This window comes from Burkholderia anthina (assembly GCF_902498995.1).
GTDB lineage: Bacteria > Pseudomonadota > Gammaproteobacteria > Burkholderiales > Burkholderiaceae > Burkholderia > Burkholderia anthina.
This window is the reverse complement of sequence record NZ_CABVLY010000042.1, coordinates 14,831-29,466: the sequence shown is the minus strand read 5'-3', so window position 1 is coordinate 29,466 and position 14,636 is coordinate 14,831. Positions and strand designations below refer to the sequence as shown.

Annotated in this window: 12 protein-coding genes; 5 read left to right on the top strand and 7 right to left on the bottom strand. The window is 68.0% G+C overall.

Features of this window, described 5'->3' with window-relative positions; all coding sequences use genetic code 11:
- Nucleotides 1-57: 57 nt before the first annotated feature.
- From BME24068_RS33300 to BME24068_RS33290, 3 genes are all read right to left on the bottom strand, one after another.
- The gene (locus BME24068_RS33300; protein WP_174928630.1) at nt 58-1,641 is read right to left on the bottom strand and encodes a DUF3138 family protein; all 1,584 of its coding nucleotides are present in this window, start codon (nt 1,639-1,641) and stop codon (nt 58-60) included.
- Between the two features lie 90 nt (nt 1,642-1,731).
- Complete coding sequence (locus BME24068_RS33295) at nt 1,732-2,847, bottom strand: polyamine ABC transporter substrate-binding protein (RefSeq protein WP_174928629.1); 1,116 nt, start codon at nt 2,845-2,847, stop codon at nt 1,732-1,734.
- 194 nt (nt 2,848-3,041) lie between these two features.
- Complete coding sequence (locus tag BME24068_RS33290) at nt 3,042-4,766, bottom strand: amidohydrolase (RefSeq protein ID WP_174928628.1); 1,725 nt, start codon at nt 4,764-4,766, stop codon at nt 3,042-3,044.
- A 229-nt stretch (nt 4,767-4,995) separates the two neighbouring features.
- On the opposite strand from BME24068_RS33290, the gene BME24068_RS33285 reads away from it, so the two are divergent.
- Nucleotides 4,996-5,826 (top strand): helix-turn-helix transcriptional regulator, encoded by an 831-nt coding sequence (locus tag BME24068_RS33285; protein WP_174928627.1) that lies wholly within the window; start codon nt 4,996-4,998, stop codon nt 5,824-5,826.
- A 27-nt stretch (nt 5,827-5,853) separates the two neighbouring features.
- Here the strand turns inward: BME24068_RS33285 and BME24068_RS33280 are convergent, their stop codons facing one another.
- The 4 genes from BME24068_RS33280 to BME24068_RS33265 form a co-directional block, all read right to left on the bottom strand.
- Nucleotides 5,854-6,774 (bottom strand): LysR family transcriptional regulator, encoded by a 921-nt coding sequence (locus BME24068_RS33280; RefSeq protein WP_096507902.1) that lies wholly within the window; start codon nt 6,772-6,774, stop codon nt 5,854-5,856.
- A gap of 134 nt (nt 6,775-6,908) precedes the next feature.
- Entirely contained in the window at nt 6,909-8,099 is a 1,191-nt protein-coding gene (locus BME24068_RS33275; RefSeq protein ID WP_174928626.1) for an MFS transporter, read from the bottom strand.
- A gap of 87 nt (nt 8,100-8,186) precedes the next feature.
- Nucleotides 8,187-9,647 carry an NAD(P)/FAD-dependent oxidoreductase gene (locus BME24068_RS33270; protein WP_174928624.1) on the bottom strand — a complete coding sequence of 487 codons (1,461 nt, stop codon included), beginning with the start codon at nt 9,645-9,647 and terminating at the stop codon, nt 8,187-8,189.
- Nucleotides 9,648-9,860: 213 nt separating this feature from the next.
- A complete protein-coding gene (locus BME24068_RS33265) occupies nt 9,861-10,205 on the bottom strand; it encodes a cupin domain-containing protein (RefSeq protein WP_027789860.1) in 345 nt (114 codons plus the stop codon).
- Nucleotides 10,206-10,403: 198 nt separating this feature from the next.
- Here BME24068_RS33265 and BME24068_RS33260 point away from each other — a divergent pair, with 198 nt between their 5' ends.
- The 4 genes from BME24068_RS33260 (at nt 10,404) to BME24068_RS33245 (ending at nt 14,564) form a co-directional block, all read left to right on the top strand.
- A complete protein-coding gene (locus BME24068_RS33260) occupies nt 10,404-11,300 on the top strand; it encodes a helix-turn-helix transcriptional regulator (protein WP_096507904.1) in 897 nt (298 codons plus the stop codon).
- Between the two features lie 162 nt (nt 11,301-11,462).
- On the top strand, nt 11,463-12,413 hold the full coding sequence (speB, locus tag BME24068_RS33255; protein WP_174928623.1) for an agmatinase: 951 nt from the start codon (nt 11,463-11,465) through the stop codon (nt 12,411-12,413).
- Between the two features lie 30 nt (nt 12,414-12,443).
- Entirely contained in the window at nt 12,444-13,925 is a 1,482-nt protein-coding gene (locus BME24068_RS33250) for an aldehyde dehydrogenase family protein (protein WP_174928622.1), read from the top strand.
- Nucleotides 13,926-14,042: 117 nt separating this feature from the next.
- Nucleotides 14,043-14,564, top strand: a complete 522-nt coding sequence (locus tag BME24068_RS33245; RefSeq protein ID WP_239008052.1) for a hypothetical protein — start codon at nt 14,043-14,045, stop codon at nt 14,562-14,564.
- The last annotated feature ends 72 nt before the right edge of the window (nt 14,565-14,636 follow it).

Sequence of the window (14,636 nt, the reverse complement as noted above, 5' to 3'; positions counted from 1 at the left end):
GCCCGGACCGGGTTGCCTCGCGCGGCGACGGCAGGCGCTGGCAGGCGACGGCCTCGATCAGAACGCGTAGATGAACTGCATCCCGGCCAGATCGTTGCTGCGCCCGTAGGTGCCGTTGCTCCTCAGGAACACCGGATGGTTCGCCGCGTCGTGGCGATACTCGACCTTCACGGTGATCTGCTGCGTCGGATAGAACAGCAGGTCGGTCGTGATCGCATAGCGCTGCGCGCCCTTGCACTCGGTGCCGTTCGCCGCCGAGCCCTGGAAGCACGACGGATCGATGCCGAAGCCGCTCGACCCGTTCACCGACGGATTGCCGCCCGCGAGCCCGTACTGGATATTCGTGCCGCCGCCGCCGTTCGCCGTGTTGTTCAGGTAGTCGACGCGCAGCGTCGCGCCCATCCGGCCGACCCACGCCGACGTCCACTTCGTATGGCCGAGCAGCGACATCCCGTACCAGCGCGCGGTGCCGCCGTTCCACGCGCCCTTCTGCAGTTCGCCGTAGTCGACCTGCGCGTTGATCTGCGTCTTGTCGTGCGTGTAGGTCATGTCGGCTTCCACGTACTTGTAGAGGCCCGTCGGCGACGATCCGTTGCACTGGTAGCCGTAGCCGCCCGCATCCGCGCACGGCGAGAACAGCGACTGCCGTCCGAGCATGCCGGAAATCCCGAAGTCGAATGCGGTCGACGTCGCGTTGTCGAAGCGCGCGGTGAGGGTCGGCGTCCAGTTGGTCTTGGTCGTGTTGTTCGCCGCGTTCGCGATCGCGCCGGCCGTGCGCAGCACCTCGTTGCCGACGATCACCTGCCAGAAGCGCGTCATCGCGTCGTTCGAGCCCTTCAGCCCGATGCCGACCAGGTTGCCCGGTTCGCTGAAGTCGTACAGCAAACCATGCGTGAGCGTGAGCATCTGGTTCGACGGCTGCACCTCGTAGCCGGCGAGGCTCGTCATCATCCCGGCCTCGAAGGTCTTCGTCGTGCCGAGCGGCACGTTGACCTGCGCCTGCGTGACGATGTTGTTGCCGATGCCGCCGTGCGCGTTGCTGAACACGTTGCCGAAGCCGCGGTTCGGCTGGATCACGATCTCGGCCGACGGCGCCATCGGGCCGACGCCGAAGGTCTTCTTGATGTCGAGGTAGACGTCGCCGATCGTGCTGTTGAAGTAGTCGTACGCGCCCGGATCGTGGTTCAGGAACTGGAACCCGGACGTGCGTTGCGCGCGGTTGAACAGGTACACCGGATCGATGTAGCCGGTGATGCTCAGGCCCGCAAGCGGGCCGGTCGTCGCGGCTTCCTGCAGCGAGTCGACCTTCAGCGACGCGTTCGCGATCTGCTCGCGCATCTGCTGCAGGTCGTCGTTCGTGAACGCGGGCGCGGCATCCGCTGCCGGGGTGGCGGCCGCCGCCGTGTCGATCGTGCCGATCGGCGCGCCGCCGGCCGATGCCGGGGCAGCGCTTGCGGTCGCCGGCGCCTTCGCCGCGAGCATGCTCGCGCGCAGCTCGCTCACCTGCTGCTGTAGTGCCGTGACCTGCGCCTGCAGTACCTTCATCTTGCTCGAGTCGGTCGCGTCGCGCGGCGTGTGTGCGAATGCCGATGCCGCGTCGAACGCGAGCAGGCACAGCGCCGTCATGTGTTTGATTTTCATGTCGTGTGGGAATCGTCGGGACGAGCGCGCCCCCGCCCGCCGCGAGGGGCGGCGGGGCACGCGCAAACGAAAGCGGGGAACGGGGCCGGCTTACTCGGTCTTCAGCTTGGTCCAGAGCCGGTTCTGCAGGCGCATCAGCTCGGGCGGAACCGGCTTGCTGAGGCTCAGCTTGCGGATCACGTCGGCCGGCGGGAACACGGACGGATCGCTCGTCACTTCCGCACGCACGAGACGCTTCGACGACGGCACCGCGGACGGATACGACGTGTCGTTGGTCAGGTTCGCGCTCTCCTTCTCCGACAGCACGAAGTTGACGAACTTCTGCGCGGCGTCCGGATGCGGCGCGTCCTTCGGGATCGCCATCATGTCGAACCACATCGCGCTGCCTTCGCTCGGGATCACGTACTTGATGTGATACGGCTTCTTCGCGGCGGCGGCCGCGATGCGCGCGGAGTTCACGTCGCCCGACCAGCCGAGCGCGAAACAGATGTCGCCGCCCGCAAGATCGTTGATGTAGCTCGTCGAGTTGAACTGCGTGATGTACGGCCGCACCGTCTTCAGCAGCGCGTACGCGGCCTGGTAGTCGGCCGGGTTCGTCGTGTTCGGATCCTTCTTCAGATAGACGAACGCCATCCCGAACGCGTCGACCGGCGAATCGAGCACCGACACCCCGCAGCTTTTCAGCTTGCTCGCGTACTTCGGATCGAACAGCAGCGACCAGCTATCGAGCGGCGCGTCGTTGCCGAGCACGGCCTTCACCTTCTCGACGTTCATCCCGAGCCCGTCGGTGCCCCACGTCCACGGAATGCCGTACTGGTTGCCCGGATCGTCCTTCGACAGCACCTTCATGATTTCAGGGTCGAGCAGCCCGTAGTTCGGCACCTGGGCCTTGTCGATCTTGCGATAGATGCCGGCCTGCAGCTGCCGCGCCCAGAAGATGTCGGACGGCACGACGACGTCGTAGCCCGACGTGCCCGACAGCAGCTTCGCCTGCAGCGTCTCGTTCGAATCGAACTCCTGGTAGACGACCTTGATGCCGGTCGCCTTCTCGAAGTTCGCGACCGTCTGCTTGCCGATCGAGTTGCCCCAGTTGTACACGTTGACGACATCCGCCGCGTGCGCGGACGGCGCCCCGAGCCCCGCGAGCCCGCCGAGCGCGAGCGCCGCGCAGGCCGTTCGCAGCGTGTGGTTCCAGTCTCCTGCCATGTTTTCCTCCGTCGATATCATGAGCCGTTCATCGCGAACGGTGTTTCGTTCGGTCAGGAAAATGTAGCCAGAGGAAATTGGCCGGTCTGCCCTGCCAACAGGGGGACACGCTACACAATCGGCATGCGGCGCAAGCATTTTGAAAGCGATTCCGTCACCGCTTCGCCGCGCCGCGCCGCTGCCGCTTCGCCCGCTCAGCGAACGCCGATGCCCGTGCGCGCGCCGAACGCCTCGCCCACGTGCGTGACGCCGCCGTCCATCATCGTCAGCGCGACGTCGATGCGGCCGATGTCGTACTGGCCGACTTCGAACAGGTCGTTCTCCAGCACGACCAGATCCGCGCGCTTGCCGGGCGTCAGCGAGCCGACCTCGTGCTCCATCCCGAGCTGGTACGCGCCGTGGATCGTGTACGCGGCGATCAGCTGCGGAATGCTCAGGCGCTCGGCGATGTCCGGGAACACCGGCGCATCGGGCTCGCCCGCGAGCTGGCGCGTGTGGCCCGATTCGATGTGTTCGAGCGGCTTGTGCTGGCAGCGGCACTGGCACGCGAGGCCATCCATCCCGATCGACACCGTCACGCCCGCCTCGACGAACGTGCGGAACTTGTACATGTTGCTCCAGCGTTCATGCCCGTAGTGGTCGCGCAACTGCTCGGTGTATGCGTCGACCACGCCCCATTGCAGCTGCGTGTTCGCCATCACGCCCGCGCGGCGGAAGCGCGGAATGTCGTCCGGATGCGTGAGGAACGCGTGCGTGATCACGTGGCGGCGATCGCGCGGCGGGTTGTCCCGATTGACCGTTTCGAAGCCCTCCAGCGCCATCCGCACGGCCGCGTCGCCCACGCAGTGCACCATCACGTTCGCGTTCGCGCGATCGGCTTCGACGAGGTAGCGGTTGAACGTGTCGGCCGGCATCGTCGGCGCGCCGCAGGTGTCGGGGCGGTCCGCGTACGGCTCCAGCAGATACGCGGTGTGGTTCGCCTCGGTGCCGTCGAGGAACAGCTTCAGCGCGCGCGCCTTCACGAGCGGCGAATCGTATTGCTCGCGATATTTCACCAGCGTGCCGACCGGATCGTCGATCTCGCCGATCACCGCGACGCTGCCGACCACGCGCAGCTTCAGGTCGCCCGCGCGCTCCATCGTCTGCAGCGTCTCGTACAGCAGCGACTGGTCGCCGCTCGCATCGAAGAAGCCCGCATCGAACACGGTTGTCACGCCCGCCGCGCACAGCTTCTTCTGCCACGGCGGAATCGACTTCAGGTACAGGTCGATGCCGGTCGGCAGCAGCCCGGCCGCGCTGATCCGCTGCATCAGGATCGAATACGCGGCGCCGTCGACCACCAGCCCGGTCGGCTCGCCCGTCACCGCGTCCTTCTCGAACCAGCTCGCGCCTTCCTGCACCGGCGGCGTCGACGCGTCGATGCCCGCGATCTCCAGCGCCTTCGAGTTGACCCACATCGAATGGAAGTCGGTCGACAGCAGGCACACCGGGCGATCCGCGCAGATCGCATCGAGCGTTTCCTTGCGCAGCAGCGCGGGCGGAATCGTCGCCTGCACCCAGCCCATTCCGGTGATCGCCGGCTCGTCCGGATGCGACTCGACGTACGCGCGCAGCGCGCCGAGCACCTTCCGCGGATCCTCGTAGTTGACGAACGCCTGGAACGCGAACGCGGTCGTCTCGAAGTGCCAGTGCGACTCGACGAAGCCCGGCAGCACGAGCCGCCCGCCCGCATCGACGACCTGCGTCGCCGCGCCGACATGCGCGTGCACGCCCGCGGTATCGCCGACATAGACGATCCGGCCGTCGCGCACCGCGACGGCCTGCGCCCACGGCCGATGCGGATCGACGGTGTAGACCTTCGCGTGCGTCAGCACGAAATCCGCCGGCGCCGCGGCCGGGTGCGTCGATGGGTTCTGCATTGCCTGTCCTTTCCGGTTTTCGAAGTGCTTTCACTATAGGCAGACGATACGCACGGGTCTGCCCCCCCGGCGCCGGGGCTTGCGCGGAATCGGGCGGTGCGCGGCGGGTTGCTTGTCGTCAATGTGAGGACAACGCGCGACACGGGCTGCAAAATCCGGTGAATTCCCGGCAGACGCGCACGCGGGCTTCGCGTAACGTCGCGCTGTCATCCGCTCGACTCCGCCCACCATGCGACTTCTCCATCCCGATCCCGGCGCGCCAGGCCACTATCTGGTCGGCGTGCGGCCCGGCTCGCTCGGCGCGACGCTGCGCGCGGTCGGCACGCCCGATTTCATCGGCGCGATCACCGCGTTCGTGAACGACAGCATCGCGGCGGACGCCGTGCATCTCGAACGCTGGCGCGCCGACACGGGCAGCGCGTCCGGTCACGTCGTCGAGTGGCTGGGCAGCGGCAGCACGCGTTATGCGTCGGACACGCTGCGCGTGATGGATGCGTACTACCAGGACTACTGCCACGTCGATCCGCTGTTCGCGCCGCTGCGCGGCAAGGCCGGCACGCTGCTCGTGCAGCGTCATATCGACGGGCTCGCGCAGGGCGACTTCCGCCGCCGCATCTTCGACGAGCCCCGCATCGCGCAGGAATGCGTGCTGGTGCACGGCACCGCGCACATGCAGTACGCGCTCGGGCTCGCGCGCACCGACGGGCAGGCCGCGTTCACGACCGACGAGCTGTTCCACTTCCGGCAGATGGTCGACCTGCTGTTCCCGATGTTCGAGCTGCATGCGCGCTCGTGCGCCGCACGGCGGGTCACGTCGATGTCGGCGAGCGCGGTGTCGTATGCGGGTTTCGATGCGCGTCTCGAACGGCAGCAGGTGCAGTTGTCGCGCCGCGAGCGCGAGATCTGCAAGCTGCTGCTGTGCGGACGTTCGGTGCCCGAGGCCGCGCAGCAGCTCGACGTGAAGCTGTCGACCGCCGAGTCGTACGTGAAACGCGCGTTCGCGAAGCTCGGCGTGCGCACGCGCCGCGAGCTGTTCGACTGGGTGATGGTGGACTGCTGACGCGACGCGGCGCGCACGCCGCCCGCGCTATGCGGCCAGCGCGACCGACTTGATGTTGAACGCGCGCAGCAGGTCGTCGCAGAACGCATCGACGATCGGCTTGTCGCTCGTGCTGCGCTTCATCGCGAGATGCAGCGGCACGTCGAAGCTGAACGTCGAGCGGCCGACCGCCTTCACGAGCCCGCGCTGCTCGAACGGCTCCGCGTAGTGCGCGGGCAGATAGCCGAGATGGCCGCCCGACAGGATCAGGATCGTCGCGGCCTCGATGCTGTCCGCGCTCGCGGTCACGCGCCGCTCCGGCAGCGGATACTGCTCCTCCGGCACCGGATAGGTGCGCCATACCCAGTCGTGCGCCTGCAGATCGTCGGCCGACACCGGCCGCGACGCATGAAACAGCGGATGCCCGCGCCCGCAGTAGATCACCTGCTCCTCGGTAAACAGCGGCGTGTAGTCGAGCCCCGGCACGCGATGCCAGAAATAGCCGATCGCGAGATCGAGCTGGTTGTTGACGAGGCTTTCCTCCAGCTCCTGCGGCGACGCGACCTTCATCGCGAACGTGACGGCCTGGTCGCGCTTGCGGAACGCGCCGATCGCGTCGGCGAGGCGCGCATTCTCGACGAGCGGCGCCTGGCCGATCAGCCCGATCGACAGCGTGCCGACCAGCTTGCGGTCGATGTCGCGCACGCGCGCGACGAACTCGGACGTCGCCGCGACCAGCGTGCGCGCGGTCGCCGCGAAGCGCTCGCCCTTCGACGTCAGGCGAAAGCCGCCGCGGCCGCGATCGCACAGCTTGAAGCCGACGCGCGCTTCGAGCGCGGACAGCTGCGTGCTGATGGTCGACTGCCGCACGCCGAGCGACGCCTCGGCGGCCGTGATGCCGCGTGCGTCGACGACGGCCAGAAAGACCCGGATGAGCCGGAGATCGAGATCGGTGGTATTCGAGAACATGCTTCAAGCCGCTGCGCATGCGCGCGTTGCCGGGCCGGCACGGCACGACGCGCATCGCGCGCCCCGCCGGCCGCCTTCGCCGATGAACCGAATCGGTCGCGCGCCGCCATCGGCAGCGACGCGCGCCGCGTCCGTCACTCGGGTGTCGCCACGAGTGCGCGTTCCATGCCGAACACCGCGGGCCGCAGCCGCACGTAGCAGAGGAACGCCACCGCGCACAGCACGATCGCCGCGATCAGCGCCGACTGCGTGCCGACGCGCTCGATCAGCGAGCCGCCCGTGACCGAGCCGACGCCGTAGCCGAGCGCGACACAGCCCGGCGACAACGCGGCCGACTTGCCGATCAGGTCGTACTGCGGAATCGTCGCGTAGATCAGCAGCGCGCCGCCCGTCCAGCAGCCGATGAACACGATCGCGCCGAGCGTGAAGGTCGCGACCGACGCCGGCATCGCGAGCAGCACGGCCGCGACCGCGCAGCCGCCGAGGTTCACGAGCGTCCAGCGGCGCAGCCCCGCGCCGGCGCCGAGCTTCGGCATCGCCGCGCAGATCACGAGGCTCGCGACGTTCGCGATGCCGAGCACGAGCGAGACCGCCTTGCCGCTCAGGCCCGCATCGGTGCCGATCTTCTCGAGGAAGGTCCACACAACGCCCACGCCGCCGTACAGCGCGAGCTGCGCACACAGCACCAGCATCGCGCCGTTGCGGTCGATGCCGCCGCTCGCGCCATCCGGCGTCGGCGCGGCCAGCGTCTCGCCGCGGCGAAACAGCGGCGTCGCGAGCACGAACGCGCCGAGCACCATCGCGACGAAGCCGAACACGCCATGCGCGCCCCACGTGTCGCTCAGCATCGGGAAGATGTAGGCGAGCAGCACCATGCTCCACAGCACCTGCCCCATCAGCATCATCCCGAGATTGCGCTCCGGCGCGCGCGAATACGACAGGTAGCGCAGCGCGATGCCGTTCAGCCCGCCCGAGCCGACGCCCGCGATGAACTGCAGCGCCGAATACGCGACGAGCCCGTGCGTCGCGAGCGTGCCGAGGTTCGCGCCGGCCGCGAGCGCGACCGCCCCCGCGAGCACGAGCCGCACCGGCTGGCGGCCGAGCACGAACGCGACGAGCAGCGTGCCGGTCGATTCGCCGAGCACCTCGACGAAGCTCGACAGCCCGAGCGCCGCTTCGCCGAAGCCCCAATGACGTTCGACCTGCCCGACGATCGCGGGCAGGCCGAGAAATACCGTCGGCCCGAGAATACCGAGCAGCAGCATCACGACGACGAACAGCGCGCTTTCCCGTCGCGCTTCATCCTGCAGATTCACACCAGTCATTCCGTGTCTCTCTCCGTGTCCGCGGTGCGGACCGTCCCCTCGAGGGGTTGTTGTCGTGCGGCGGCCGGACCCGCGCCGCCGCGGCGCTTACATCGGGAAACCCATCGCCTTGATGCCGTTGATCCACGCGCGCTTCCAGCCGCCCTCTTCATCGGCGCCGTCGAACGCATGAAACGTGATCTTCGCGGCGACCCAGCGCATCGGTTCGGGCGGGATGTAGCTCGGGCTCTGGTTCGCGATGTCGAGCTTGCGCTCGGGGCTGTCGCGATCGAACAGGATGTTCAGGCCCATGAACGCGCCGAACCGGCTCGCCGCGACGCCGAAGCCCGTATAGCCGGCGACGAACACGGCCTTGTCGCCGAGATAGCGCTTCGCGAACACCGAGCCGCGCGAACAGTAGTCGATCGGGCCGCCCCACGCGTGCGAAAAGCGCACGTCGCTCAGTTGCGGGAACGTGCGGTAGAACGCCTCCGCGAGCCGGAGGTAGGTGTCGCGCTGGCCGTCCTGATGCGGTTCGGGATCGCCGTCGAAGTGATAGCTGACCAGCCCGCCGAAGATGATGTTGTTGTTCTTCGTCAGCCGGAAATAGTTGAGCTGCGTGCGCGTGTCGTACACGCCCTGGCGATTCTTCCAGCCGATCCGCGCAAGCTGTTCGTCGGTGAGCGGTTCCGTTGCGAGCACGTGGTCGCGCACCTGCATCACGCGGCGGTTGATGTCGGGAATGCCGACCTTCGCGGTGCCGCTGCCGAACACGACGCGCGGTGCGCGTATGCTGCCCTTCGGCGTCTTCACGAACACCGTGCTGCCTTCGTCGGTCACGGTCGTGAGCGGCGTGTGCTCGTACAGCTTCACGCCGAGCTGCAGCGCCGCGCGCTTGAGCCCCCACGCGAGCTTCGCCGGGTGCACGATGCCGCTGCGATTGCGCGACCACAGCGCGCCCGCGAACAGCGGCGAGTTCAGTTGCTCGAGCGTTTCCTCGCGGTTGAGCAGCACGACGTTGTGCCCGTATTCGCGATGCAGGTCGTAGTCGCCTTTCAGGTGCGCGATGTGCTCGGGGTCGACCGCCACCGTCATTTCGCCGTTCCACTCGATGTCGGCGTCGATGTCGTAGCGCTTCAGCGTTTCCTCGAAACCGTCGAGGTTGTGATGGCCGAATTCCTCGAGCTGCGCGATGTCGTTCGGGAACACCCGCACCGCGTTCGGCAGCCCGTGCATCACCGACGTCGAGATGATCCCGCCCGCGCGGCCCGATGCGCCGTGCGCGACCTTGCCGGCCTCGATCAGCACCACGTTCAGGTGCGGCATCTGCTCCTTCGCCTGCACGGCCGTCCACAGCCCGGTGAAGCCGCCGCCGACGATCAGCAGATCGGCCGTCACGTCGCCGACGAGCGCCGGCTCGGTGGCCGGCGCGGCCGGGTTGTCGAGCCAGTACGGGAACAGCTTCGTATTCGCGAGCGCGTCGGCGGCGCTCAGTGCGACCGGTGCGCCGCGCGAGGCGTGCGCGTGAGCCGGTGCGGCTCGTGTTGCTTCGTTGACTTCCATTTCCATGATCCCAGCCATCCCACGTGAACGCGGCCCGCGCCTGTCATGCATGCGCGGCGTGCCGATTTCGCCGATTTCGCCGATCGGCGCAAGCACCGCAAGCCGCGACGCGTTCCGCCGGAACGCGCGCAACGGACGTCGCTTGCGGTCGATCGAAAACACGACCGCCGCCGGGCCCGCGTCAACCTGACGACATCGCCGCGGCGGCGGTGGCTCACATCACGACTTCTCGAGCAGCACGTAGAACTTCTTCGCGTCCTCGATCGTCTCCCAGCGGCCCGCGAAGCCGGCCGGCAGCAGGTAGCCCTGGCCCGGCGTGAATTCCTTGCGGTTGCCTTCGACGTCGGTCAGCGCGATCCGGCCCTCGACCAGCCACACAGCTTCGTCGGCGGCGGTTTCCGGGAATTCCACCGAGCCGACCTTGCCTTCCCACCAGCCGATGAGGTAGTTGCCGCTCTTGCCTTCGGCCGCGCGCCAGTCGCTTTCGTCCATCCCGAAGTCGAGCTTCGTGAATTCGCCGATGCCTGCGCCGAGCGGCAGGATGTCCTTGATCAATTTGGTCATTTGAATCTTTCGTCTCTCGATTGAAAAAAGCAGAGACAAAGTTACTCATTTACACTGCCCCGGTATGCCCCCCTTCGGGGGGGACAAACCGCGTTTTCCGAGTACGCAGGGGTGGCAGGACTCCGTACCGTATTTCTCCTTAATGACGTTTTCGGCGTTGAACGCTAAAATCGCGCCGCTTTTTACCCGGGGAACCGCATGCTGCTCAACGTGAACCCCTTCCACCGCGACACCGACCGCTTCAACGTGTCGTTCAAGGCGCTGGGCGAGCTGATCGAGACGGTCGGCACGCCGCACTTCGTGCCGCGCCTCACGCAATTGCTGAACGACGTGGTGCCGCTCGACGTCGCGCACGTCGAACGTTCGCGCGTCGACGGCTCGATGCCCACCGGCTACCGCTGCGAATGGATCGGCAGCAGCGGCATCGGCACCGAGGCCGCCGAAATCTCCGACGTGATGACGCTCTACTACGAGCGCTTTCTCGACAGTGACCCGCTGTTCGCGGGGCTGCGCGGCAAGACGGGCACGATGCTGGTCGTGCGCGACATCGCGGCGATTCCACCCGGCGAATTCCGCCAGCGAATCTACGACGACGTGCATATCGGCCACGAATGCGTGCTCGCGCGCGGCACCCGCTATGCGCAGCATTCGATCGCGCTGGAGCGCGGCCGCGACCGCCCGCCGTTCACGCTCGCCGAGATGAACCGCTTTCGCAGCATCAGCGACGTGCTGTTCCCGCTGCTCGAACTGCACGCGTCCACCACCGCCGCGCGGCGCGTCGCGCATCCGACGCCTGAAGTGCATCCGCTCGCGCAGTTCGATGCGCGGATCGCGGCCGACGGCGTGAAGCTGTCCAGGCGCGAATACGAGACCTGCAAGCACCTGATCTCCGGCAAGACCGTGCCGGAAGCCGCCGACATCCTCGGCGTGCGCGTCGCGACGGCCGAGTCGTACGTGAAGCGCGCATTCCAGAAGCTCGGCGTGCGCACCAAGCGCGAGCTCGCCGCATGGGGCTCGGCCGTGCCGGCGTTCCCCGCCTCCGCTTCGCACCACGCCGCCACCGACGACGACGCGCCGCCCGCGATCGCCGGCTGATCGCTCGCGCCCCCAAATCGCTTACGGTTGCGCCGCGTCGATGCGGCAGCGCCGCTCGCATCGAGACCCGTCGATGTAAACGTTGCGACTTCAAAATCTTCGGGCCTGCGTTCTCCTCTACCATCGGCCGATCGTTTTTCACCAGAAAGAGGAGACGGCCCCATGCACCGCGAACTGAACCAACCGATGGGCGGCAACGAGATGCCGCGCTTTGGCGGCATCGCCACGATGATGCGCCTGCCGCAGGCCGACACGACCGACGGCCTCGACGTGTGCTTCGTCGGCGTGCCGCTCGATCTCGGCACGTCGAACCGCTCGGGCTCGCGCTTCGGCCCGCGCCAGATCCGCACCGAATCCGTGCTGCTGCGCCCGTACAACATGGCCACCCGCGCAGCACCCTTCGATTCGCTGCAGGTCGCCGACATCGGCGACGTCGCGACCAACCCGTACGACCTGAAGGATTCGGTCCGCCGCATCGAAGAGGCGTACGACGAGATCGTCGCGACCGGCTGCCGGCCGATCACGCTCGGCGGCGACCACACGATCGCATGGCCGATCCTGCGCGCGCTGCACAAGAAATACGGCAAGGTCGCCGTGGTCCACATCGACGCGCACGCGGACGTGAACGACACGATGTTCGGCGAGAAGATCGCGCACGGCACGCCGTTCCGCCGCGCGGTGGAAGACGGCCTGCTGCAATGCGACAAGGTCACGCAGATCGGCCTGCGCGGCACCGGCTACCACGCCGAAGACTTCGACTGGTGCCGCCAGCAGGGCTTCACCGTCGTGCAGGCGGAGGAATGCTGGAACAAGTCGCTCGCGCCGCTGATGGCGCACGTGCGCGAACGCGTCGGCGACACGCCGGTGTATCTCAGCTTCGACATCGACGGGCTCGATCCGTCGTTCGCGCCCGGCACCGGCACGCCGGAAATCGGCGGGCTGTCGGTGCAGCAAGGGCTGGAGATCATTCGCGGGATGAAGGGGCTGAACATCGTCGGCGCGGATCTCGTCGAAGTGTCGCCGCCGTACGATCCGACCGGCACCACCGCGCTCGTCGGCGCGAACCTCGCGTTCGAAATGCTCTGCGTGATGCCGGGCGTCGCCTACCGCTGATCCGCCCATCCGACCGACAGGAAAACCGTCATGTCCACCGCTGAGCTTTCCCCTTCCGCCGCGACGCGCGTGCTGCCCGCCGCGCATATCGCCGGCCGGCCCGTGCGCACGCATTCCGACGAAGCCGGGGCGCCGATCTTCAACGCATCGACCGGCGAGACGATCGGCTGGCAGGAATTCGCGACGGCCGCGCACGTCGACGCCGCGGTTCGCGCCGCGCATGACGCGTTCGCCGGCTGGCGCGACACGCCGCCCGCCGAGCGCGGCCGCCTGCTCGCGAAAATCGCCGAGCGCGTCGAAGCCGGCCGCGAGCGCCTCGCGGCGCTGCAGATGCAGGTGAGCGGCAAGCCGCCGTTCGAAGCCGACGCCGACGTCGGCGATGTCGTCGCGACGTTCGCGTATTACGCGCAGCTGTGCGACAACCCGGCGCTGTTCGCCGCCGAGCCCGTCGCGCTGCCGAGCGATGCCGTCGAAGCCGAGCGCTTCCACGACGCGGTCGGCGTCGCCGCGCTGATCATGCCGTGGAACTTCCCGATGGTCACGACCGCGTGGAAGCTCGCGCCCGCGCTCGCGGCCGGCTGCACGGTCGTGCTGAAGCCGTCCGAGCTGACGTCGCCGGCCGAGCACGCGTTGATCGACCTGATCGCCGAAGCCGGCGTGCCGGACGGCGTCGTCAACGTCGTGAACGGCGGCGCCGACGTCGGCGCGGCGCTGACCACGCATCCGCTGATCGACAAGATCTCGTTTACCGGCAGCACGGCCGCCGGCCGCAAGGTCATGCAGGCCGCGGCCGAGGACATGAAGCGCGTGACGCTCGAGCTCGGCGGCAAGTCGTCGCTGATCGTGCGCGACGACGCCGATCTCGACGTCGCGGTGTCGCTCGCCGTCGCGGGCGCATTCACCAACGCGGGCCAGATGTGCTCGGCCACCGCGCGCATCCTCGTGCACGACAGCCTCTATCGCAGCTTCATGGCCGCGTTCGAGACGGCCGTGCGCGCGCTCGTCGTCGCGCCGCCGGATACCGGACAGGTCGCGATGGGGCCGATGATCTCGGCCGCGCAGCGCACCCGCGTCGACGCGATGCTCGAACGCGGCATCGCCGCGGGCGCGCGCGTCGCGTTCAGCGGCCGCGTGGCCGATAGCGGCGGCGACGGCTTCTTCATGGCACCCGTCGTGATCGCGGAACCGGCCGCCGACAACCTGCTGTGGACCGACGAGGTGTTCGGCCCGGTCGCGTGCGTGAAGTCGTTCCGCACCGACGACGAGGCGATCGCGCTCGCGAACGACACCCGCTACGGGCTCGTCGCAACGATCGTCACGCAAGACGCGGACGTCGCGAAGCAGTTCCAGGCGCGCGTGCGTGCCGGGCTCGTGTGGATCAACGCGCCGCAGCTCATCTATCCGCACGTGTGCTGGGGCGGCTTCGGGTTGAGCGGGATCGGCCGCGAACTCGGCGTCACGGGCCTGCGCAGCTATCAGGAACTGCGCCACGCGATGCGCGCGACCGGTTGACCAGGGCGGCCTTTCGGGCCATTGGCGGCGCCGTGCCCGGTGGGGCTGCGCCGCTTTTTTTGCACTATCGATATATTCCGTAGAATATATCGCTATCAGCACCACCGGAGAACCGCCATGCCCCGCCCGCCGACGGATCGCGCCCTGTTGCGCGCCGCGCGCGCCCACGCGCCCGCGTCGCCCCTGACGCGCAGCATCAGCACGCTCAGACCGTTGCCGAGCGACGGACGCGCGCAGCAAGTCACGGACGTCGTCGACGCGTTCCGGCGCCTGCGCGGCAGCGTCATGCGCTTCATCCGGCTGTTTTCGGCCGCGACGGACGAAACGCTGTCCGTGCTGAGCCTGCGCGAACTGCTGGCGATGCTCGAAAGCGACGCGCGCGCCGCGCGCTTCACGCGCCTGTCCGCCCTCGAACGGGCGATCGGGCAGGCCCGCAGCCTGGAGCGCACCCGCGACGACGTGTTCTCCGACGCGTTCAGCAACGACCCGGCCGCGATGCGCAACGCAGTGGCCGCGCTGGAGCGCGTCGACGTGCTGCTGGTCGGACTGTGCGTCGAACACGTGATGGAACGCCATATGCAGCAGCCGTCGCCCGGCACGCGCCACGCATCGCACCACGAATCCGCCGTGCCCTGCTGAGCCGCAAACCCGGCGTTTCCCCGGAATTTCGTTCGTTATATTCCGTGGTATATTTCGCCAACCTTTCGCGCA